Here is an 18,160-nt window from a genome sequence, read left to right as displayed (position 1 = left end):
GCGATATCCTTACTCGGTGATGCCTTGGCTGACGCATTCACCGCGTCGCCACAGGCTCCATTGGCCCGGCTCGTAGCGGGTCCAGTTTTCGTTGTCGGTCAACGGCTCGGTGGCGATCACCGTCACCACATCATTGGGCGTGGTTTCGGCCTGAAAATCGACGATCACGTCGACATCTTTCAAGCGGGCCGGGCCGAACGGTGCGCGGCGGGTGATCTGCGCCAATTTGGTCGAGCAATAGCAGAACAGCCAGTCGCCATCGCTGAGCAGGCAGTTGAACACACCTTTGCTGCGGTATTCGGTACAGGCGGCGATCAGGTCCGGCAACACCTTTTCAAGATCCACCGGCTCAGGGAAAGCTTCGCGCACGCGATTGAGCAGGTCGCAAAAGGCCGCTTCGCTGTCGGTGTCGCCCACCGGCCGGTAGAACGTGGCGCGGGGGTTGAAATCCGCCAACTGGCCGTTGTGGGCGAAGCACCAGTTGCGGCCCCACAGTTCGCGCACGAACGGGTGGGTGTTGGCCAGGCTGACCTTGCCGACATTGGCCTGGCGGATATGGCCGATGACCACTTCGCTTTTGATCGGGTAACGCTGCACCAGCAGTGCGACTTCCGACTCACTGCTGGCGGCCGGGTCCTGGAACAGACGCAGGCCACGGCCTTCGTAGAACGCGATGCCCCAACCGTCACGGTGGGGGCCGGTGCGCCCACCGCGCTGCATCAGCCCGGTAAAGCTGAACACGATGTCGGTGGGGACGTTGGCACTCATGCCCAATAATTCACACATGCCAGGGCTCTCGCTGCAGGGCGGACGACGTTAAAGGCGCGGTTCGACGCGCATACCGCTCACGGGTGCAGGACGGCGGAAGGGCACGTCGTCTTCATCTTGATCCGGCTCGGCGGCCAGGGCCGCATCGGCGGCGGCCTTGCGCTCGCGGCGGGCCTTGGCGGCGCGCTCGATCGGCCAGCGGATCAGCACAAACACGAGGTACACGCCAAAGGCGATCATGCTGTACATGAACAGATCGGAAATGGCCCGCCAGGCGTTGTTGCCGACCTTGAGCACCAGGTCCAGGGCCGTAATGGCCACCGCCGGCGCAAACTGGGTCTTGACCGGGTCGACGATGGTCGGGCTGAACAGCAGCACTGCCATCAGCAATTGCAGCGGCTCGCGCAACCAGCGCCAGATCCAGCGGGTCATGCGGCACCACACCAACAGGCAGCCCAAAGCGGCGAAGGCGTAAAGGCCCCAAGCGGTCAGATAGTCGTTCTCGGTCATGGTGTCCATGGCAAGGTTGGCAAACAGGCGGCTATGATAACGGCTTTTGCGTGTCGCGGCTGCAATGCCTGCCACCGTCTGCCAGATAGAGATCAATCCTATGCCTGTATCGACTGCTCCGATTGCCCGCAAGGCCCAAGGCCCCGATCCGTATGCCTGGCTGCAAGAGCGCGACAGCGCCGAGGTGCTCGATTACCTCAAGGCCGAAAATGCCTGGCAGGAAGCGCAACTCGGCGACCAGAAGGCGCTGCGCGACAGCCTGTTCGAAGAGATCAAGGGCCGCATTCTCGAAACCGATCTGTCCCTGCCCTCGCCGTGGGGGCCGTACTTGTATTACACGCGCACCACCGCCGGTGACGAGTACGCCCGCCATTACCGCTGCCGCCGCCCGGCCGATGACAGCAACCAGGTGGACGACAGCAGCGAAGAACTGTTGCTGGACCCCAACGTGCTGGCCAATGGCGGTTTCTTCTCCCTCGGCGCGTTCAGCATCAGCCCCGACCACCAGCGCCTGGCCTACAGCCTCGATACCAGTGGCGAAGAGATCTACACCCTGTACGTGAAGGAATTAGCCACCGGCAAGGTCAGCGAACTGGCGTTTGAAGACTGCGACGGCAGCATGACCTGGGCCAATGACAGCCTGACGCTGTTTTTCGGCGAGCTGGACGACACACACCGCCCGCACAAGTTGTATCGCTACCGCCTGGATGGCACGGCGGCGCAGGAAGTGTTCCACGAGCCTGACGGGCGTTTCTTCCTGCATTGCTACCGCTCCAGCTCTGAGCGCCAGTTGCTGCTGTCGCTGGGCAGCAAGACCACCAGCGAAGTCTGGGCGCTGGATGCCGACCAGCCGCAGCTGGATTTCACCTGCCTGGCGCTACGGGTCGAGGACCATGAATACGATGTCGACCACGGTCAACTGAATGGCGCGTGGACCTGGTTTATCCGCAGCAACCGGGATGGCATCAACTACGCGCTGTTCGTGGCCACCGACATTGGCGACGTGCCGACCGAAGGCGAATGGCAGACCCTGATCCCCCACAGTGACGAAGTGATGCTCGACGGTGTCAGCCTCAACACCACCGCCATGACCCTGAGCCTGCGCATCGGCGGCCTGCCGGTGATCGAGGTGCACCCGGAAGGTTTGCCGGTGTATCGCGTGGAATTGCCCGACGCAGCCTATAGCCTCTACGTACAGAACAGCCTGGAGTTTGTCAGCGACAAAATCCGCCTGCGCTACGAAGCCCTGAACCGCCCGGCCCAGGTCCGTCAGTTGGAACTGGCCAGCGGCACGCAACAGGTGCTCAAGGAAACCCCGGTGCTTGGCCTGTTCAATGCCGACGACTACGTGAGCCAGCGCCTGTGGGCCACCTCGGCGGACGGCACCCAGGTGCCGATCAGCCTGGTGGTCAAGCGCGACCAGCTCGGCAAACCCACACCTCTGTACCTGTACGGCTACGGCGCCTACGGTTCGAGCCTCGACCCCTGGTTCTCCCACGCCCGCCTGAGCCTGCTGGACCGGGGCGTGGCGTTTGCCATTGCGCATGTGCGCGGCGGCGGCGAGCTGGGTGAGGCCTGGTATCGCAACGGCAAGCAGGAGCACAAGCAGAACACCTTCAGCGACTTTATCGCCTGTGCCGAACACTTGATCGCCGAGGGCCTGACGACGTCCAGGCAACTGGTGATCAGCGGCGGCAGCGCCGGCGGCCTGTTGATCGGTGCGGTGCTCAACCAGCGCCCGGCGCTGTTCCAGGCAGCGATTGCCGAAGTGCCGTTCGTCGACGTGCTCAACACCATGCTCGACCCCGAGCTGCCATTGACCATCACCGAGTATGACGAGTGGGGCAACCCGCAAGAACCCGAAGTGTATGAGCGCATCAAGGCCTACGCGCCGTACGAAAACGTCAGTGCCCAGGCCTACCCGCACCTGCTGGTGATCGCCGGCTACAACGACAGCCGCGTGCAGTACTGGGAAGCGGCCAAGTGGGTGGCCAAGTTGCGCGACACCAAGACCGACGACAACCTGCTGTTGCTCAAGACCGAACTGGGCGCCGGCCACGGTGGCATGAGCGGTCGTTACCAGGGATTACGTGACGTAGCGCTCGAATATGGATTTGTGTTCAAGGCGCTGGGGCTGGCTTAAGGAACTTCGCCGGGCGGTTCTGTCTGAACACAGGACCGCCTACTGATTGATGGACCAAGATTGCAGCCATGGCACTACCCACATTAATGAATACCGAAATCCGCGACATGCTCATGGATTGCGGCCTGTTCGACCCCCTATTGCCGGAAGATTTTCACGTCGCCGCCGGCTATTTCAACATCAGCAGCATTGCCCGTGATGAAGCGATCTTCCTCGAGGGCGACGCCGGCACCTTCATGTGCATCATCCACAGTGGCCAGGTGGCGGTGCAGAAAACCAATCATGACGGCCAGCGCCTGACCATCGCCACCCTGCGCAGTGGCCGGGCCTTTGGCGAAATGGCGGTGCTCGACGGCGAGCGGCGTTCCGCCAGCTGCGTGGCGGCCAGCGACTGTGTGCTACTGAACCTGGGCAGGGATTCCCTGGAAAAGATGCTCAACGAAGCGCCCAGGGTTGCCGCCAAGATCATCCGCGCGATTGCCATCGCCCTGTCCAAGCGCCTGCGCATGGCCGACGGGCAGCTACTTTCCCAGCAGTTTTAACCGCCCGGCGACTTCGGCTTGCTGTCGTTTTGCAGCAGGCCGGGCACCGTCTGGTCCTTCGGCGGCGTCGGCAGCACGATGGGCACCAGCGGTGGCGAGCCGTTGGTCTTGGGCACGGCCGGCGGGGTGACTTGCGGGTACAACGTCGGCGTCGGGGTGCCCGGCGTGCCTGGCGTCGGGGCGGGCGCGACCGGTACGGTTTGCAACTCCTGAGCCTGCGCCGCACCCAATGCGAGCGCGCTCAACACAATGACCGTTAGAATGCTGCACTTCATCGATGGCTCCATGGCCTGACCGGAATGTCACAAGGCTACTCCCAACCGCGCAAGAATGCCCTTCCCAATGAGATTTCCATGAAACGTTTCGTTCTGCTCGACACCACCCCGATCCCCGACAACGGCGGTGCCTTGTGCCTGTTCGAATACGGTGAAGATTTTGTCATCAAGATCCAGGGCGGTGACGGCGGCCAATTGATGAACACGCGCATGCACGGCTCCGAAGATGCGCTGGCGGAAATTCCCTGCCGCAGAGTTGCCGGGCGCCCGGACTCACGCGTGCTGATTGGTGGCCTGGGCATGGGGTTCACCCTGGCCGCGGCGCTCAAACACCTGGGCAAGACCGCCGAAGTGGTCGTCGCAGAACTGGTGCCGGGTGTCGTGGAATGGAACCGTGGGCCGCTGGGGGAAAAGTCCGGGCGGCCGCTGCTGGACCCGCGCACGGTGATCCGCCTGGAGGATGTCGCGAAGGTGCTGCAGGCCGAACCCCAGGGCTTTGACGCGATCATGCTGGACGTGGACAACGGCCCCGAAGGCCTCACGCAAAAGGCCAACAGCTGGCTTTACTCCGCCGGTGGCCTGGCCGCCTGCGCCAAGGCCCTGCGCCCCAAGGGCGTGCTGGCCGTGTGGTCGGCCAGCGCGGACAAGCTGTTCAGCGACAAACTGCGCAAGGCCGGTTTCAAGGCCGAGGAAGTGCAGGTGTTTGCCCATGGCAACAAGGGCACGCGGCATACCATCTGGATTGCAGAAAAGCTAAAGAGTTGAATCAATGTGGGAGGGGCGGTGCGACGGTTCGACTTGCCCCCTCCCACATTTTGATTTTCATCAGAACCGGGAATTGCGGTAATCGATCACGTACGGCACTTTTTTGTCGAAGGTCTTTTCCAGCTCGTTACGGTCGAGCTTGGTCATGCCGCCCAGCTGGTGGGCGGTAAACCCGCTGTCGCCCACCTGTGAACCTGGCGCCAGGCTGACCATACGCTTGGCGACGGCTTCAATGGCATCCTTGTAACCGCCCTTCTTGTTCAGGTTGTATTTGCCCAAGTCGATTTGCGTGCGCAGCCAATTGCCCCAGTAGAACTCCAGGAACTCCGGTGCGACCTCTCCCGCGTCCGGCTTGCCATAGGCGGCCTTGCGGGTGAAATACACCAGGCTGCGGAACGTGTCGTCCTGCAGGTTCTTGAAGCCCAGGTGCGCCGGTAACTGCTCGGGCGGCAGGGTCTGGCCCTGGTTGTCCTTGAGCCAGACCTTGCGCGCCACTTGCATGCGCTGCCAGAAGCTCTTCATGTCGGGGCTGTTGCTGAAGTCATCGGTGACCTTGACCCACATAGTCAAGCGGGGGCCGCCGCCCGGCACCTCCCACAAGGTGGTGAAGCTGTGGTGACCGTCGGTCAGGTAGAGCTGGCCGCCGGGGCCGACCACCACGGTTTTCATGTCGTCGGGATGGGTGCCCACCGGGTCTTGGCAGGTGAAGCTCGACGGCTGGTGCAGGTCCGCGCCCTTGGGCACGTTGTCGGCTTCGCCCTGGCCGTTGGTTTCGCAGTATTCATCGAAGACCTTGGCGGGTTTGTCGGCGAACAGGCCCAGGCTGTAGTAAATCTGGTCGAAGCCCACCACGGCCTGGGTCGGGTGCAGTTGTTCGAGGGCCACCTCGATCACCTGCCCCGGCTTAGGGGTCGAGAAGGCTTGGGCCTGGGCAGTCACCAGGCCCAGCAGCAGTGCAACAATCCATGAATGCAAACGCATGAGTTTCAAATCCTTATCGATAAAGTGAAGCGGTTATTTACGTCGCGAGCGGCTAGAATCAACCCTATCCGTGAACCACCAAATAGCCAGGAGCCATGATGAGCTCGACCAACCCGCCCTCCCACACCGCCAAGCTGGACCGCATACTTGCCGATGCCCAGCGCGACCGGGAAATGGGCTACCGCGACAAAGCCTTGAAGATGTACCCCCACGTGTGCGGCCGCTGCGCCCGTGAGTTCTCGGGCAAACGCCTGAGTGAACTGACGGTACACCACCGCAACCATAATCATGATGACAATCCCCAGGACGGTTCCAACTGGGAATTGCTGTGCCTGTACTGCCACGACAACGAACACTCGCGCTACACCGACCAGCAGTACTTCGGCGAAGGCTCCACCAGCAGCCCGACGATTGCCAAGGCCACGCATAACCCGTTTGCGGCGTTGGCGGGGTTGATGAAGAAAGACGACTGATAGTCCATTGTTGCTAGCACCGGCCTCATCGGGGGCAAGCCCCCTCCCACATTCTGACCGGCGTACGCAGGCCTAGTGTGGGAGGGGGCTTGCCCCCGATGGCGATCGTCCAAGCAACACATCCCCCCAAGGCCGTATAATCGCCGTTTTTCTCCAAGGCACCCTTCCCCGTGGGCAATAAACGCTACAGCTGCATCGGTCTGTACAACCCCAAATCCCCCGAAAACGTCGGCTCGGTCATGCGCGCCGCCGGTTGCTACGGCGTGGCCTCGGTGTTCTACACCGGCGTGCGCTACGAGCGCGCCCGGGATTTCATCACCGACACCAAGAAGGTCCACCACGACATTCCGCTGATCGGCATCGATGACCTGAAAAAGATCCTGCCCCTGGGCTGCATCCCCGTCGCCGTGGAACTGGTGGAAGGCGCCCGCCCACTGCCTGAGTACACCCACCCCGACCGTGCGCTGTATATTTTCGGCCCCGAAGACGGCTCGCTGGATAAAGAGATCCGCGATTGGTGCGAAGACGTGGTCTACATCCCGACCACCGGTTGCATGAACCTTGCCGCCACCGTCAACGTGGTGCTCTACGACCGCCTGGCCAAGGGCAACAACACCCGTTCGGGCCCCAAGTACTGATATTTCGGGAACATCCGGCGCCTGCTGGCAGTCAGCTATTTATCAATAGCCCTTGTTGGAGACAGATCATGAGCGACAGCAAAACCTTGCGACCTATCATCGAACACACCCCCTTCGAGACTCAGCCAAAGCAGAACGTGCACGGTTGGGAGCGCATCGGCTCGGTGGCGGGTGGCGTGATGATGGTCGGCAAAGGCCTGCGCCGAGGCGGGATTTTCGGCCTGATCCAGGTGGCGATCGGCGGTGTGGCGCTGGCCCGTGGCTTTACCGGGCACAGCTCGCTCAAGGACAAGCTGGAACAGAGCCGCCAGGAAATGAACACCGTGCGTACGAAAATCGAGCGGGCCGGTGCCGAGCTGAAAAACCTGAAAACCAAGGCAGAAGTGGCTGCTGAAAAAACCACTGGCTAAAGAAGATCTTCCAAACAATGGAGATCTAAATGTGGGAGCGGGCTTGCTCGCGAAGTCGGTGTATCAGTTAAAGATGAGCTAACTGACACACCGCCTTCGCGAGCAAGCCCGCTCCCACATTTGGTTCTGTGCAAGGCTTGGGATCAGTGCAGCAACTTGCTGTCGAGCACCACCGACGACTCGCCGATGATGCTCTCGGCAAGCTGCACGAACTCCGCCGTGGTGATGCGGTTGGCCCGCATCACTGCTTGCGTCAGGTCATCCAGCGACCGCTTGTTATGGGTCTTCACGCGGATCTCGCGATCCAGCTCCTGCAACACCACCACCGCCCGTGCCACTGTCGCGCCGCTGACGTGCTCGCCACGCAGGCTGGTCACGTCCTTGCCTTCCTTCGCCAAGCGCGCCTGTATCGCCTGATAACGCTCATCGGTAATGCCGCCGGCGCGGCGCAGCAATTCGATGGCGTAATACTCGCCCAGGCCTTCGCTGATCCAATCACTGGTGTCGTGATCGTTGAAACGCCCTATCGCCTGCACCACTTCGCGGACCAACGGGCTGCCGCCGTGCTCGCTGACCAACGGGGTGCGGCTGTTGAGGAAGACCGAGTCATGCGCCGAAAAGGCTCCACGGCGCATCGGGTCGCTGGCGCCGACCACCAGCAACTTGGCCGGGTGCCGCGGAAACGCCGTTTCCACTTGCGGCCAGACAAAGGTCAGCAGCGTCAGCACATCCATACGGCGCATGGCCTGGCCCTTGGGCGAAGCCACGGTGACTTCGGTTTCGCCCAGGCGCACCCGGCGGCTGCCGAGGTTGCCAGCGAGCATCCAGCCGGTGGGCCGGTCGAACAGGCGCGACACGTTGTCGATGCGAAACTTGTTCTTGCCGATGCGTGGCCAGGCGGTTTCGACGCTTTTCCAGCCGGCCGGCAGTTCGAACACCAGGCGCGAGACCAATTCCACGCCGTCCTGTTGGTCGAGCCGCGCCGTCGGTACCAGGTCTTCGCCGCGAAACAGCGCCCAGCTCGGTATCATCCGTGCTTCGTAGGTGCCCGGCTTGCGCGCATGGGTAAGGCGTACGCGGTAGGTCAGGCTGGCCTTGTCGGCGCTGGGTTGCCAGAGTCCACGGTGCTCCTTGACGCTCCACTGGCCGTCGGCCTTGAAGTCGCTGTAGTCACCGTCGCGGCCTAAATCGAAGTTCAGGCTGCGCACCGCCGAGCCCTGGGACAGGCTCAGGCGCACCTCGGCCTGATCGCTCTGGGGCAGCAGTTTGACGTGATAATCCAGGTCGACTTTCTTCGCGCACCACCCAGGCTGACTGAGTGCCAACAACACCAGGCTTGCCGCCAGCTTGGTTACCACCCTCATACACACTCCCCTTTCAGCCCGCGCGGAAAATCAGGTAGTCCTCCCAGTCTTCCTCGGGCACGCTGCCTTCGCTGAGCATGCGCCCGGACTGGGAAATGCGTTCATGGTGCACGGCATCACGGTCGCCGCAGACCAGGTGGTGCCACAGCGGCAAGTCCTTGCGCTCGCTGACCAGGCGGTAGCCGCAGGTGGGCGGCAGCCATTTGAACTGGTCGGCCTGGCCCGGGGTGAGCTGGATGCAGTCCGGCACCGACGCACGACGGTTGGGGTAGTCGGTGCACTGGCAGGTCTTGAGGTCGAGCAGTTTGCAGGCGATACGCGTGTAATAGACGCTGTTGTCGTCTTCATCTTCAAGCTTTTGCAGGCAGCACAGGCCACAGCCGTCGCACAACGACTCCCACTCCTCCTGGTCGAGGTGTTCGAGGGTTTTGCGTATCCAGAAAGGTTCGACTTTGGCGGCCATGGCTCTACATCAGTATCGGTAGGTGAAAAGGCCGCCAGTCTAGTGCCCACGGCTGCGGGATCCAAGCGCTTACGACTGGCGGTGTTACAACACTTGTCAGTCTAGTGGCTGCGCAGTAGCTTTGAGGGCCGAATTGACGATCAGGAACTGCTCCATGACACGTGTTGCCGACTATCCGATCCACACCCAGTTCACCGACCGCTGGTCGCCTCGCGCCTTCACCGGCGAGAGCATCTCCAAGGAAACCCTGCTGAGCTTCTTCGAAGCCGCACGCTGGGCACCCTCCGCCTACAACTCCCAACCCTGGCGCTTTCTCTACGCACGCCGCGACACGCCGGACTGGGAGCGCTTCCTGGGTTTGCTGAATGAATTCAACCGTGGCTGGGCACAACATGCGTCGGCCCTGGTGATCATCGCCTCGAAAACCGACTTCACCGCCCCCGGCGCCACGGAAGAAACCCCGGCGCTGTGGCACACCTTCGACACCGGTTCCGCCTGGGGCCACCTAGCGCTGCAAGCCAGCCTCAGCGGTTGGCACACCCACGGCATGGCCGGCTTCGATCAAGAACTGACCCGCAAAGAGCTGAAGATCCCCGAAGGTTATGCGCTGCATGCCGCCGTGGCGGTCGGCAAGCTGGGGGACAAATCGAGCCTGCCGGAGTACCTGCAAGGCCGTGAAGCACCGAGCCCGCGCAAGCCACTGAGCGAGCTGGTGTCCGAAGGTGATTTCAGCCTGTAGTACCGGATGAACACTGCCCCCGAGGGGGCAGTTGTGCGATCTACGCGATCATCTGACGGAACTGCGCCCTGAGCTTGTCGGCGTCACGCAGGAAGTCATCCCGGTGTATCGCAAACGTCGACTCATCAAAGTGCAGGACATCCTGGGGCGGAAAGTCGAAATCCACTGGGTAGACTTTGTTTTCCTTTGCCGAATACATGAAGTTGGACAACTGCGCATCGTTGGGAAACATCTCTTTTTTCTGCAGGTCTGCCAGCATCTCATCGAGTGCCTGCTGTGCTTTCTTCGGCAAACTGCGCGGCGCAATGGCATCCAGCGCGACTCCGTCGATCTTTTTCATTTTTATATAGCCGCGGCCGTTTTCGAACAGCGTCATGGCAAACCCTTCGCCGTAATACTCATTCAGGCAAGCCGCTTGCCGCTCGAAGTAATCAGGCACTTTTACATGACCCGGCTCCCGGGTTTCCTTATAGACATGAATGCCGTCAAGACTTTCATAAAGACGGCTCTCGGAGCCCCCGCCCATCATCCGCCCCAGGTCTGATGCAACGCTGGGCGGGTTCCCACCCCTTGCCCCCAAGCGCATCCACTGGTCGCCCTGCACATGCTGCACCAGCAGCGGGGTCTGCCGATTGGCACTGTAGATGCGCGCCTGGACCACGCCTTCAGGCGTGCGGGTGACTTCACGCACTTCATAGACCGCCGCCTGGCCACTGCTGTCGATATGCCGGATATGCGCGGTGTGCCCATCCGCCGCCCTATACACGCCCTGGCTGTTGCGCGTGCGCCCGGCAAGGTTGGATTCGGGCACCCGGTACTCGCGAAACAGCGTGTTGCTCAGCTCACGGCCAGGCGCAACTTCAACGGTGGCAATCACACCGTCCACAGCGCGCGACTTGGCGGCGAAGTCTTCCAGCGGGCTGCCATAGGCCTGCATCCGGTCAGCATCAAAGCTATACCACTTGCCCTCCTTGAGCACCGCGCCGCCTTCCAGCGTCTGGCCGGCCACCTTGAATGTGCCGGTGGCGGCCACACCGTGCTGTTGGCTCGCGGCCTTCAGCAGGTCATAGCTTGCGGTGCGCCCCGTGAGTTTATTGACGCCCCGTAATCCCAGGCGTCCTCCCTTGTGCAACAGCCTGGCGCTTCCCACCACCAGATCCCCAAGCCCCGCCGCCGGGTTGAAGGCTTCAATGGCTGTCAGGCCAACAAAACGCAGCGCTTTCGACAGCCCGCGAATGCTGGTCACCCCCTTGGAAAAAGCTTTTCCGGCCTGGGCGGCTTTGCCCGCGCCCAAGGTCAACAAGCCGACCACATCCAGCCCCAGATCAAGCGCCCCTTCGCCATAGTTGCCCTTGATGAAGTTGACGATGGCAGACCTGAAGGGGATCAGATTCAAGAAGAACTCCCCGATAGCGTGGTTGGTCGCCCGGTTTTCATCGTAAGAGGTGACACCCCTGGCATACGCCAACACGTCTTCGTTTTTCAGGTCCAGTGACCTGGCGAACACATCGCCAATGGCGTCGAATCGGTTGCCACTCGCCCCCTGTTCTGCACTCAACGTGTCGAAGAGCACGGTTTTACTGACGACGTTCGCGGTCCTGGACTCCATATTCCTGGCGGTGTACGGCTCCGTATAGCGCCCCCTCAAGTGATTCTGTTTTTGTATCGTGCCGCTGCGCGTATCAATCTCATAGACGTTGACCTCCCTACCCCGCGTTGTCTTGACATGCAGGGTATGCCCGCGCGTCTTGAGGGCCAGCGGCGTAAGGAAATCCGTGGCCATGGTGTATTCGTTGGTATGGAAGAACTCGAGCTTGCCGTGCTTGAAGTTGTTCCGGTCCTCCAGTGGCAGCGTGGAAACGAGGTAACTGGCCAGGCCTTTGTGCCCGTTTTCAAGCGACTGGATAGCCAGGTCATATTGGCTCTTGAACGCCTCGGCCACTTTGAAGGCGCCGCCTTCGTACAGTTGGCAGAACCGCTTGACCGGGATCCGGGGATCCTTGGATATCCAATGCTCCTGGTGACCCGGCGGCGCGCCCTCCATCACAATATCAAGCATGGAGCGCATCCCAGGAAAAAGCCCGGGGCGTCCCGGCCTCAGCCAGGCCTTCTGGATATTGCGGATCTCGAACACGCTCGGGTCAACCCCGGGAAAGCATTCCTGGAGTCGGGCCAAGGCCATCGCGCGGCGGCTGGGGATCTCGGTTTGCACGGCAGCGCTGGCTTTCATCAACGCGCTCAATTGGCCGTTGTAGGCCTCGCGCGCGTGCTCCAGGTCACTGTCAGTCAACGTCGATGTCGCATCGAGCACGCCATTGGCCACCGCCCAGTCGGTCAACGCCTTACGCTGCACGTGCTGGGTATGCAGGCCGTCAGAACCGGTCTGCCCGGCCTTCGCCAGTACTTCGGCATAGCTCATCGAGCGCGTGGCCCCAGGCGAAGCGGCTTCGACCCGGGCGGTCGCCATCGCCAGTTGCGCCCAGATGAGGCTGCCGTAAGTCACATTGGCGGGGATGTCCTTGACCAGAAACTCGGGAGCCCGTGCAGCAAGGAGCAAATGCGCCGCAAATGTCGCAGTTTGAGGCGTCGCCCGGCCTTGCTCGACCAGATGGGCACCCACCCCCTCGATCACCACTGAAGCCGGCTGACCCCAGTACCTGCTTTGCCTCTGGATAAATCCGTCGATCGAGTTCTGCGGATCCAGCCCTAAATGGATGGCGGCCATCACGTAATCATTGCTGCTCGCGTCTGTCGGCAAACCACCGAGTTCACTCTGGATGACCTGCCACAGTGCCTGCGCCTTGGGTGAAGCCAGCAGTTTTTGCAGGGCGAGCGGCGGGTTTTGCAGATCGGCATTGGCCACCGCGCTACCGCTGAGCAAATACCCCAGCACGCCCTTGCGACTATCCGGCATCAGGTCGAGGATGGCTTGGCGCTGCGATTCAGTCAGCGGAACCGGCCAGGAGAGCGCCCCGCCGAAATTGCCCAGTACGGGTGCAGGGGCCGGGCCGGCCGGAGCGGTTTCGCTGGGGCTGGCGACTACGGGGAGGGGAGTGTTCACGTTGCCCGCCTGAACAAGCGGGGATGAAACACGGGGAGCAGCGTCGATAGCGGTCATGGTGTTCACCTGTCCGAGGCCAAGGAGTCACTCTTGGTGCTGGAACCTGGCAAAACGGTTCCAGCAGGACGGTGAGGTGTAATCAGTAACCGCGGTCGAAATCCACTTCACCGCGCAATGCGGTCTTGGCCTGGTACGCCCGCAGGTTCTGCACAAACAACTCCACCATCAATTCCGGCGAGGTCGGCGCGGAGCTATGGCCGGTGAGCAGCAGCCCCCACGCCGTCCAGAACGGATGCCGTTGCGGCAATGGCTCCTGGCGGCACACATCGATCACCGCACCGGCCAAATGCCCTTCTTTCAAGGCTTCGACCAGATCGGCATCCACCACCGCCACGCCACGCCCGACATTGATGAACAGCCCGGTCGGCTTGAATTGCTTGAACAGCGCCGCGTCGTAGAGATCGTGGGTACTCGGCGTGTTGGGCAGCAGGTTGATCACGTAGTCCACCTCGCCCACCAGCCGGCCCAACTGGTCGAGCCCGGCCACTTCGATAAACGGCGCCTGCTCGCGTGCGGAACTGGCAATGCCATACAGCTTCACGCCAAACGGCACGAGGAACTCGGCAACGCTCTGGCCAATATCGCCGGTGCCGACGATCAACGCCTTGCGTCCCGCCAGGCTCTGGCCCATGCGGTTGTCCCATTTGCGCTCGACCTGGCTGACCAGGCGGGCCAGCACTTCGCGCTCATGGCCGAGCATATAAGTGAGGACAAATTCAGCCATGACCTGGCCAAAGATGCCTACGGCACGGGTCAATCGATAATCACGCGGCAAGCCGTCGGCCAGCAGCGGCGTGATGCCCGCCCAGGTCGATTGCAGCCATTGCGGGTGATGGCCCTGTCGTAACAATGTGGCCAACAGGTCCGGCTGGCCCAGCCATACCGGGCAATCGGCGGCCAGGCGCGACAGTTCGGCCGAGTCGCCGCTGGTCAGCACTTCAAGGTCCTGTGCCGCTTCGCCGAGCAATTGGGCGTAGAGCGGGTGATCCTGTTCAGCAATCAGAACACGCATGCATAAAACCTTTCAAAAACACTACGGACGGCCGCCCGCATCCTTACGGCCACCGCCCACTTATACGATTCCATTGAAGCGAGTGCCCCGGACGGGGCACCGGTCGATCACATCGGGTCGTTGCGGCGCAGCAGCTCTTCGGGCAAGTGTTCGATGTACTCGTCCTCGGCCGGCGGCATTTGCAGGTGATAGCCCTGCTTGTCGAGGTTTTCCAGGACTTGCACGATGTCTTCCTGTTGCAGCTTGCGCTCGGGTGTCAGCACCAGGTCGAACGCGTGGGCCGGCTTGCCGAAAATCGTGATCAGCGCGTCAGGCACACGCTCAAGGGCATCGCTCTTGAGCACATAGAGGTACATACCGGTGCGTTTGGAGCTGCGGTAGATGGAGCAAATACGTTTCAAGGCTGTTCTCCGGCGGTGGCCAGGCTGTCGAGCAGCGCCTGGCCCATCAACTCGCGGCGCCAGCCACGCAGCGAGTCTGGCAATTGGTAAGGCCCATCGGGGTAGCCACTCTTGACCAGGGCTTCGAGGGTTTTCTTGCGCAGCATCAGTTCCGGCGCCATGTCCAGGCGTTCGGCCTCAGCCTGGCCAAGGGCGCGCAGTTGCTTGATCAGTGCGGCGGCATCCACCGGCAAAGGCTCGGCAACGGCGGGCGGCCATTGGTCCATGGGCACGCTGCCGGCACGCTTGATCAGGTCCAGCAGGAACTGGCCGTCCTGACGCACGGTACGCGGGTGCATGTCTTCGATCTTGCCCAGGGCGGCGAGGTTGTCCGGCTGGGATTTGGCCAAGGGCCACAGCGAGTGTTCACGAATGATGCGGTTGCGCGGCAAGTCACGGGCGCGGGCTTGCTGCTCGCGCCAGGCGCACAGTTCACGCAGCACGGCGAGCTGGGCGCGGGACAGTTTCCATGCCAGCTTGGCGTCGCGGTACACCTCGTACGGGTCGACTTCGCGGCGCAGGTTGGCGACCAGCTCGGCACCGTCTTCCAGCACCCAGGCGTACTTGTCGTCCGTCAAGCGCGGACGCAGCCGCGTATAGACCTCGGCCAGGTGCACCGCGTCTTCGGCGGCGTAGCTGACCTGGGTCTCGGACAAGGGCCGCTGCAGCCAGTCCGAACGGGTCTCGCCCTTGGGCAGCTCGATATCCAGCACGGCTTGCACCAGGCGCGAGTAGCCCATGGAGAAACCGAGGTTCAGGTAAGCCGCCGCCAATTGGGTGTCGAACAAAGGCGCGGGCAGGCTGCCAGTCAGGCGCAGCAACACTTCGAGGTCTTCGCTGCAGGCGTGCAGCACCTTGATCACCGCCGGGTTCTCCAGCAGCGCAGCCAAGGGTTGCCAGTTGTCGATGGTCAGGGGATCGATCAGGTAAGCGCGCACGCCATCACCGATCTGGATCAGCCCGGCAATGGGATAAAAGGTGTCGACCCGCATGAATTCGGTGTCGAGGGCGACGAATGGCAACTGCTGCCATTCGGCGCAATGCTGGCCGAGGCTATCGTTGTCGCAGATCCAGTGAATATCGATGGCCACACGGCTCTCCCTTGAAGAATGGCGCGCAGTATATATCGCGAAAGGGGCTAGCGAGCATCCGCAGTGCACAGCCGACCATGAAAACTCAGACAGGAGATGAAGAATAGTCCGACAGGCGGGAGTTATCCTCTCTTACGAAGAACGTAGACCCGCCACTGGTTGGAGCCCGGCATGAACTCGTGATGGCTCAGGACCTTGAAGCCGGCCTGGCGGAACTCGTCCTCAACGCTTGTACGAGAGGGTACAGAGACAATCACCGAGTCGCGACTGACCCGGTGAAACTCACGCAGCAATGCCTGGCGCCCTTCACTGCTGGGCACATGGCGAAACAATTCCAGGCAGAAAATGCAGTCCACCGCATTCGCCGACAAGCCGATGGAAAACGCCGAACCCTGGAATGTCTTGACCCGCTTGAGCAGGGCCGCCGGGTGGTGGGTCAGCGCGTGGTCGAGCATGTCCTGGGAGTTGTCCGACGCCAGGATGACCCGGTTGACGTGTTCGGCCAGCACCGGCCAGAAGCGCCCCGAACCGCAGGCGAGGTCGAGGATCAGGCCCGGCTCACCCGCGACCTTCAAGGCCTGACGTACCAACCACTCGTCGCGCCAGGCTGCCAGGCGCTGCATCAGCCCGGGCGGGCGCGTGTCGCCGCAGACCCTGGCGTGCTCACGGCCGCAGCGCTCGGCGTATTCAATCTCGATGGAGGAAGGCGTGTGTGGCGACATTGCGGGCTCATATGGGTGGAACGGCAGTGAACGACCTTGATTCGCAGCTTAACCAGCGCAACGTGAAAAAAAGGTCGAAACCGTCATTGCCACCCAATCGATCACGCCGGGTGCAAATACCACCGCCAATCCTGCTCCCCCACCTCGCCCATGAACTGGCGGTATTCAGCACGTTTTACCGCCAGGTACACGCCGAGGAACTCACTGCCAAACGCTTCCCGCGCCCAATCTGAAGCCTCCAGCGCACGCAGGGTGGTGAGCCAGTCGGTGGGCAACAGCTCCTTGGCCTGGGCGTAGCCGTTGCCTTCTACCGGAGCACCGGGGTCGCGTTGTTCACGGATGCCGCGATGGATCCCAGCCAGGATGGCGGCGGCAGCCAGGTAGGGATTGGCGTCGGCGCCGCAGATACGGTGCTCGATATGCCGCGAATTGGCCGGCCCGCCCGGCACGCGCAGGCTGACGGTGCGGTTGTCCACGCCCCAGGTGGCGGCCAGTGGTGCGTAGCTGTTGGTCTGGAAACGGCGGTATGAGTTGGCGTTGGGACAGAACATCAGCAAAGAATCGAGCAAGGTACTGAGCATGCCGCCCACCGCCTGGCGCAACAGTGGCGTGCCATCAGCGGCCTCACTGGCGAACAGGTTATTGCCCTCGGCGTCCGCCAGGCTCACGTGCATGTGCATGCCGGTGCCGGCCAGGTCGTCGAACGGCTTGGCCATGAAACAAGCGGTCATCCCGTGTTTATGCGCCACACCCTTGACCAGGCGTTTGTAGCGCACCGCTTCGTCCATGGCTTGCAGGGCGTCGGTGCGGTGTTCCAGGGTGATCTCCACCTGGCCCGGCGCGTATTCGGAAATGGCGGTGCGCGCCGGAATACCTTGCAGTTTGCAGGCACTGTAGAGGTCGGCGAGAAATGGCTCGATCTGCTCCAGCTCACGCAGGCCGTAGACCTGGGTCGAGCGCGGCCGTCCGCCGTCCACATCGCGTGCCGGTTGCGGGCGACCATTGGCGTCGGGTTTCTGGTCGAGCAAGTAGAATTCCAGCTCGGCCGCCATCACCGGGTAATAACCGTCGGCCTTGAGCCCATCGATCACCTTGGCCAGCAGATGCCGAGGGTCGGCCACGGTGGCAGGCAGGCCTTCGCTGGGGTGCATGCTGACTTGCACCGCCGCAGTGGGGATCAACCGCCACGGCATGCGTTGCAGGCTGCCGCTGATCGGGTAGGCCCGGCAGTCGATATCGCCCACCTCCCAGACCAGCCCGGAGTTTTCCACGTCGTCGCCGTTGATGGTCAAGCCGAGGATGGTGCTGGGCAAAGGGCGCCCGCTCTCGTACACCGCCAGCAGTTCGTCGCGGTGCAGCAACTTGCCGCGTGGCACGCCGTTGTTGTCGAGGATAAACAGCTCGAACATCTCGATGTCCGGGTGTTGTTCAAGGAAGGACTGGGCTTCCTGCAGGCAGGCAAAGACACTCATGGGCATTCTCATACGTAGGGGTCGGGCAGGCGCGCAGGTGCACGCCATCCAGGGGATGGATCAACGTAGGAATGCGCTATCTGGTGGGCGGGCGTGCCGGCAGTGGAACAAAGCCCAGAACGCGAGGGCGGACGGCAGTGTCGCGGGGTGAGTGTCGGAGGAGCCGTCCATGCGGGGATCACAGTGCGAGAGATAACTGCCAGCGTCACACGCCGGCATAGGGCGGTTAAA

At 62.2% G+C, this 18,160-nt stretch carries 19 protein-coding genes; 7 read left to right on the top strand and 12 right to left on the bottom strand.

Annotated elements, in window-relative coordinates; all coding sequences use genetic code 11:
• Nucleotides 1-9: 9 nt before the first annotated feature.
• Both BLR69_RS29315 and BLR69_RS29310 read right to left on the bottom strand, forming a co-directional pair.
• Nucleotides 10-786 (bottom strand): class II glutamine amidotransferase, encoded by a 777-nt coding sequence (locus BLR69_RS29315; RefSeq protein WP_058425088.1) that lies wholly within the window; start codon nucleotides 784-786, stop codon nucleotides 10-12.
• Nucleotides 787-816: 30 nt separating this feature from the next.
• Nucleotides 817-1,353, bottom strand: coding sequence for an MFS transporter (locus BLR69_RS29310; RefSeq protein WP_071496978.1), 537 nt, complete (start codon nucleotides 1,351-1,353; stop codon nucleotides 817-819).
• A gap of 25 nt (nucleotides 1,354-1,378) precedes the next feature.
• Between BLR69_RS29310 and BLR69_RS29305 the strand changes: the two genes are divergently transcribed.
• Together BLR69_RS29305 and BLR69_RS29300 are read left to right on the top strand one after the other, a co-directional pair.
• A complete protein-coding gene (locus BLR69_RS29305) occupies nucleotides 1,379-3,421 on the top strand; it encodes a S9 family peptidase (RefSeq protein WP_071496743.1) in 2,043 nt (680 codons plus the stop codon).
• 68 nt (nucleotides 3,422-3,489) lie between these two features.
• Complete coding sequence (locus BLR69_RS29300; protein WP_071496744.1) at nucleotides 3,490-3,963, top strand: cyclic nucleotide-binding domain-containing protein; 474 nt, start codon at nucleotides 3,490-3,492, stop codon at nucleotides 3,961-3,963.
• Here BLR69_RS29300 and BLR69_RS29295 read toward each other — a convergent pair.
• On the bottom strand, nucleotides 3,960-4,238 hold the full coding sequence (locus BLR69_RS29295) for a hypothetical protein (RefSeq protein WP_071496745.1): 279 nt from the start codon (nucleotides 4,236-4,238) through the stop codon (nucleotides 3,960-3,962). The genes BLR69_RS29300 and BLR69_RS29295 overlap by 4 nt on opposite strands.
• A 78-nt stretch (nucleotides 4,239-4,316) precedes the next feature.
• Here BLR69_RS29295 and BLR69_RS29290 point away from each other — a divergent pair, with 78 nt between their 5' ends.
• Entirely contained in the window at nucleotides 4,317-5,003 is a 687-nt protein-coding gene (locus BLR69_RS29290; protein ID WP_071496746.1) for a spermidine synthase, read from the top strand.
• Nucleotides 5,004-5,063: 60 nt separating this feature from the next.
• On the opposite strand, the gene BLR69_RS29285 is transcribed toward BLR69_RS29290, so the two are convergent.
• Nucleotides 5,064-5,984, bottom strand: a complete 921-nt coding sequence (locus BLR69_RS29285; RefSeq protein WP_071496747.1) for a ParB/Srx family N-terminal domain-containing protein — start codon at nucleotides 5,982-5,984, stop codon at nucleotides 5,064-5,066.
• 98 nt (nucleotides 5,985-6,082) lie between these two features.
• Between BLR69_RS29285 and BLR69_RS29280 the strand changes: the two genes are divergently transcribed.
• The 3 genes from BLR69_RS29280 to BLR69_RS29270 all read left to right on the top strand — a co-directional run bounded on the left by BLR69_RS29280 (nucleotide 6,083) and on the right by BLR69_RS29270 (nucleotide 7,505).
• Nucleotides 6,083-6,457 carry a YajD family HNH nuclease gene (locus BLR69_RS29280; protein ID WP_025858458.1) on the top strand — a complete coding sequence of 125 codons (375 nt, stop codon included), beginning with the start codon at nucleotides 6,083-6,085 and terminating at the stop codon, nucleotides 6,455-6,457.
• Between the two features lie 170 nt (nucleotides 6,458-6,627).
• Nucleotides 6,628-7,095, top strand: a complete 468-nt coding sequence (locus BLR69_RS29275) for an RNA methyltransferase (RefSeq protein ID WP_003189607.1) — start codon at nucleotides 6,628-6,630, stop codon at nucleotides 7,093-7,095.
• 68 nt (nucleotides 7,096-7,163) lie between these two features.
• Nucleotides 7,164-7,505, top strand: coding sequence for a YgaP family membrane protein (locus BLR69_RS29270; RefSeq protein ID WP_071496748.1), 342 nt, complete (start codon nucleotides 7,164-7,166; stop codon nucleotides 7,503-7,505).
• A gap of 143 nt (nucleotides 7,506-7,648) precedes the next feature.
• Here BLR69_RS29270 and BLR69_RS29265 read toward each other — a convergent pair whose 3' ends face one another.
• Both BLR69_RS29265 and BLR69_RS29260 read right to left on the bottom strand, forming a co-directional pair.
• A complete protein-coding gene (locus BLR69_RS29265; protein ID WP_071496749.1) occupies nucleotides 7,649-8,869 on the bottom strand; it encodes a hypothetical protein in 1,221 nt (406 codons plus the stop codon).
• 13 nt (nucleotides 8,870-8,882) lie between these two features.
• Nucleotides 8,883-9,332, bottom strand: coding sequence for a YcgN family cysteine cluster protein (locus tag BLR69_RS29260; protein WP_071496750.1), 450 nt, complete (start codon nucleotides 9,330-9,332; stop codon nucleotides 8,883-8,885).
• 154 nt (nucleotides 9,333-9,486) lie between these two features.
• On the opposite strand from BLR69_RS29260, the gene BLR69_RS29255 reads away from it, so the two are divergent.
• Complete coding sequence (locus BLR69_RS29255; protein ID WP_058425096.1) at nucleotides 9,487-10,071, top strand: nitroreductase family protein; 585 nt, start codon at nucleotides 9,487-9,489, stop codon at nucleotides 10,069-10,071.
• Nucleotides 10,072-10,111: 40 nt separating this feature from the next.
• Here the strand turns inward: BLR69_RS29255 and BLR69_RS29250 are convergent, their stop codons facing one another.
• The 6 genes from BLR69_RS29250 to BLR69_RS29225 form a co-directional block, all read right to left on the bottom strand.
• Nucleotides 10,112-13,189, bottom strand: a complete 3,078-nt coding sequence (locus BLR69_RS29250; RefSeq protein WP_134434968.1) for an OspG family effector kinase — start codon at nucleotides 13,187-13,189, stop codon at nucleotides 10,112-10,114.
• Nucleotides 13,190-13,271: 82 nt separating this feature from the next.
• Nucleotides 13,272-14,204 carry a D-2-hydroxyacid dehydrogenase gene (locus BLR69_RS29245; RefSeq protein ID WP_071496752.1) on the bottom strand — a complete coding sequence of 311 codons (933 nt, stop codon included), beginning with the start codon at nucleotides 14,202-14,204 and terminating at the stop codon, nucleotides 13,272-13,274.
• A 107-nt stretch (nucleotides 14,205-14,311) separates the two neighbouring features.
• The gene (locus BLR69_RS29240) at nucleotides 14,312-14,605 is read right to left on the bottom strand and encodes a YcgL domain-containing protein (protein ID WP_071496753.1); all 294 of its coding nucleotides are present in this window, start codon (nucleotides 14,603-14,605) and stop codon (nucleotides 14,312-14,314) included.
• Nucleotides 14,602-15,735, bottom strand: a complete 1,134-nt coding sequence (rnd, locus tag BLR69_RS29235) for a ribonuclease D (protein WP_058425099.1) — start codon at nucleotides 15,733-15,735, stop codon at nucleotides 14,602-14,604. Before rnd ends, BLR69_RS29240 begins: the two co-directional genes overlap by 4 nt.
• 122 nt (nucleotides 15,736-15,857) lie before the next feature.
• Nucleotides 15,858-16,457 carry a class I SAM-dependent methyltransferase gene (locus BLR69_RS29230; RefSeq protein WP_071496754.1) on the bottom strand — a complete coding sequence of 200 codons (600 nt, stop codon included), beginning with the start codon at nucleotides 16,455-16,457 and terminating at the stop codon, nucleotides 15,858-15,860.
• 101 nt (nucleotides 16,458-16,558) lie between these two features.
• A complete protein-coding gene (locus BLR69_RS29225; protein ID WP_071496755.1) occupies nucleotides 16,559-17,929 on the bottom strand; it encodes a glutamine synthetase family protein in 1,371 nt (456 codons plus the stop codon).
• Nucleotides 17,930-18,160: the final 231 nt, after the last annotated feature.

This window comes from Pseudomonas azotoformans (assembly GCF_900103345.1).
Taxonomy (GTDB): domain Bacteria; phylum Pseudomonadota; class Gammaproteobacteria; order Pseudomonadales; family Pseudomonadaceae; genus Aquipseudomonas; species Aquipseudomonas azotoformans.
Note: the sequence above shows the minus strand (reverse complement) of the source record. Positions and strands in the feature narration are given on the sequence as shown.

Bases quoted from the DNA above. Each gene is read 5' to 3' on its own strand.
- BLR69_RS29315 (WP_058425088.1), bottom strand. From the start codon at position 786: ATGTGTGAATTATTGGGCATGAGTGCCAACGTCCCCACCGACATCGTG.
- BLR69_RS29305 (WP_071496743.1), top strand. From the start codon at position 1,379: ATGCCTGTATCGACTGCTCCGATTGCCCGCAAGGCCCAAGGCCCCGAT.
- BLR69_RS29300 (WP_071496744.1), top strand. From the start codon at position 3,490: ATGGCACTACCCACATTAATGAATACCGAAATCCGCGACATGCTCATG.
- BLR69_RS29295 (WP_071496745.1), bottom strand. From the start codon at position 4,238: ATGAAGTGCAGCATTCTAACGGTCATTGTGTTGAGCGCGCTCGCATTG.
- BLR69_RS29290 (WP_071496746.1), top strand. From the start codon at position 4,317: ATGAAACGTTTCGTTCTGCTCGACACCACCCCGATCCCCGACAACGGC.
- BLR69_RS29285 (WP_071496747.1), bottom strand. From the start codon at position 5,984: ATGCGTTTGCATTCATGGATTGTTGCACTGCTGCTGGGCCTGGTGACT.
- BLR69_RS29280 (WP_025858458.1), top strand. From the start codon at position 6,083: ATGAGCTCGACCAACCCGCCCTCCCACACCGCCAAGCTGGACCGCATA.
- BLR69_RS29270 (WP_071496748.1), top strand. From the start codon at position 7,164: ATGAGCGACAGCAAAACCTTGCGACCTATCATCGAACACACCCCCTTC.
- BLR69_RS29265 (WP_071496749.1), bottom strand. From the start codon at position 8,869: ATGAGGGTGGTAACCAAGCTGGCGGCAAGCCTGGTGTTGTTGGCACTC.
- BLR69_RS29260 (WP_071496750.1), bottom strand. From the start codon at position 9,332: ATGGCCGCCAAAGTCGAACCTTTCTGGATACGCAAAACCCTCGAACAC.
- BLR69_RS29255 (WP_058425096.1), top strand. From the start codon at position 9,487: ATGACACGTGTTGCCGACTATCCGATCCACACCCAGTTCACCGACCGC.
- BLR69_RS29250 (WP_134434968.1), bottom strand. From the start codon at position 13,189: ATGACCGCTATCGACGCTGCTCCCCGTGTTTCATCCCCGCTTGTTCAG.
- BLR69_RS29245 (WP_071496752.1), bottom strand. From the start codon at position 14,204: ATGCGTGTTCTGATTGCTGAACAGGATCACCCGCTCTACGCCCAATTG.
- BLR69_RS29230 (WP_071496754.1), bottom strand. From the start codon at position 16,457: ATGTCGCCACACACGCCTTCCTCCATCGAGATTGAATACGCCGAGCGC.
- BLR69_RS29225 (WP_071496755.1), bottom strand. From the start codon at position 17,929: ATGAGTGTCTTTGCCTGCCTGCAGGAAGCCCAGTCCTTCCTTGAACAA.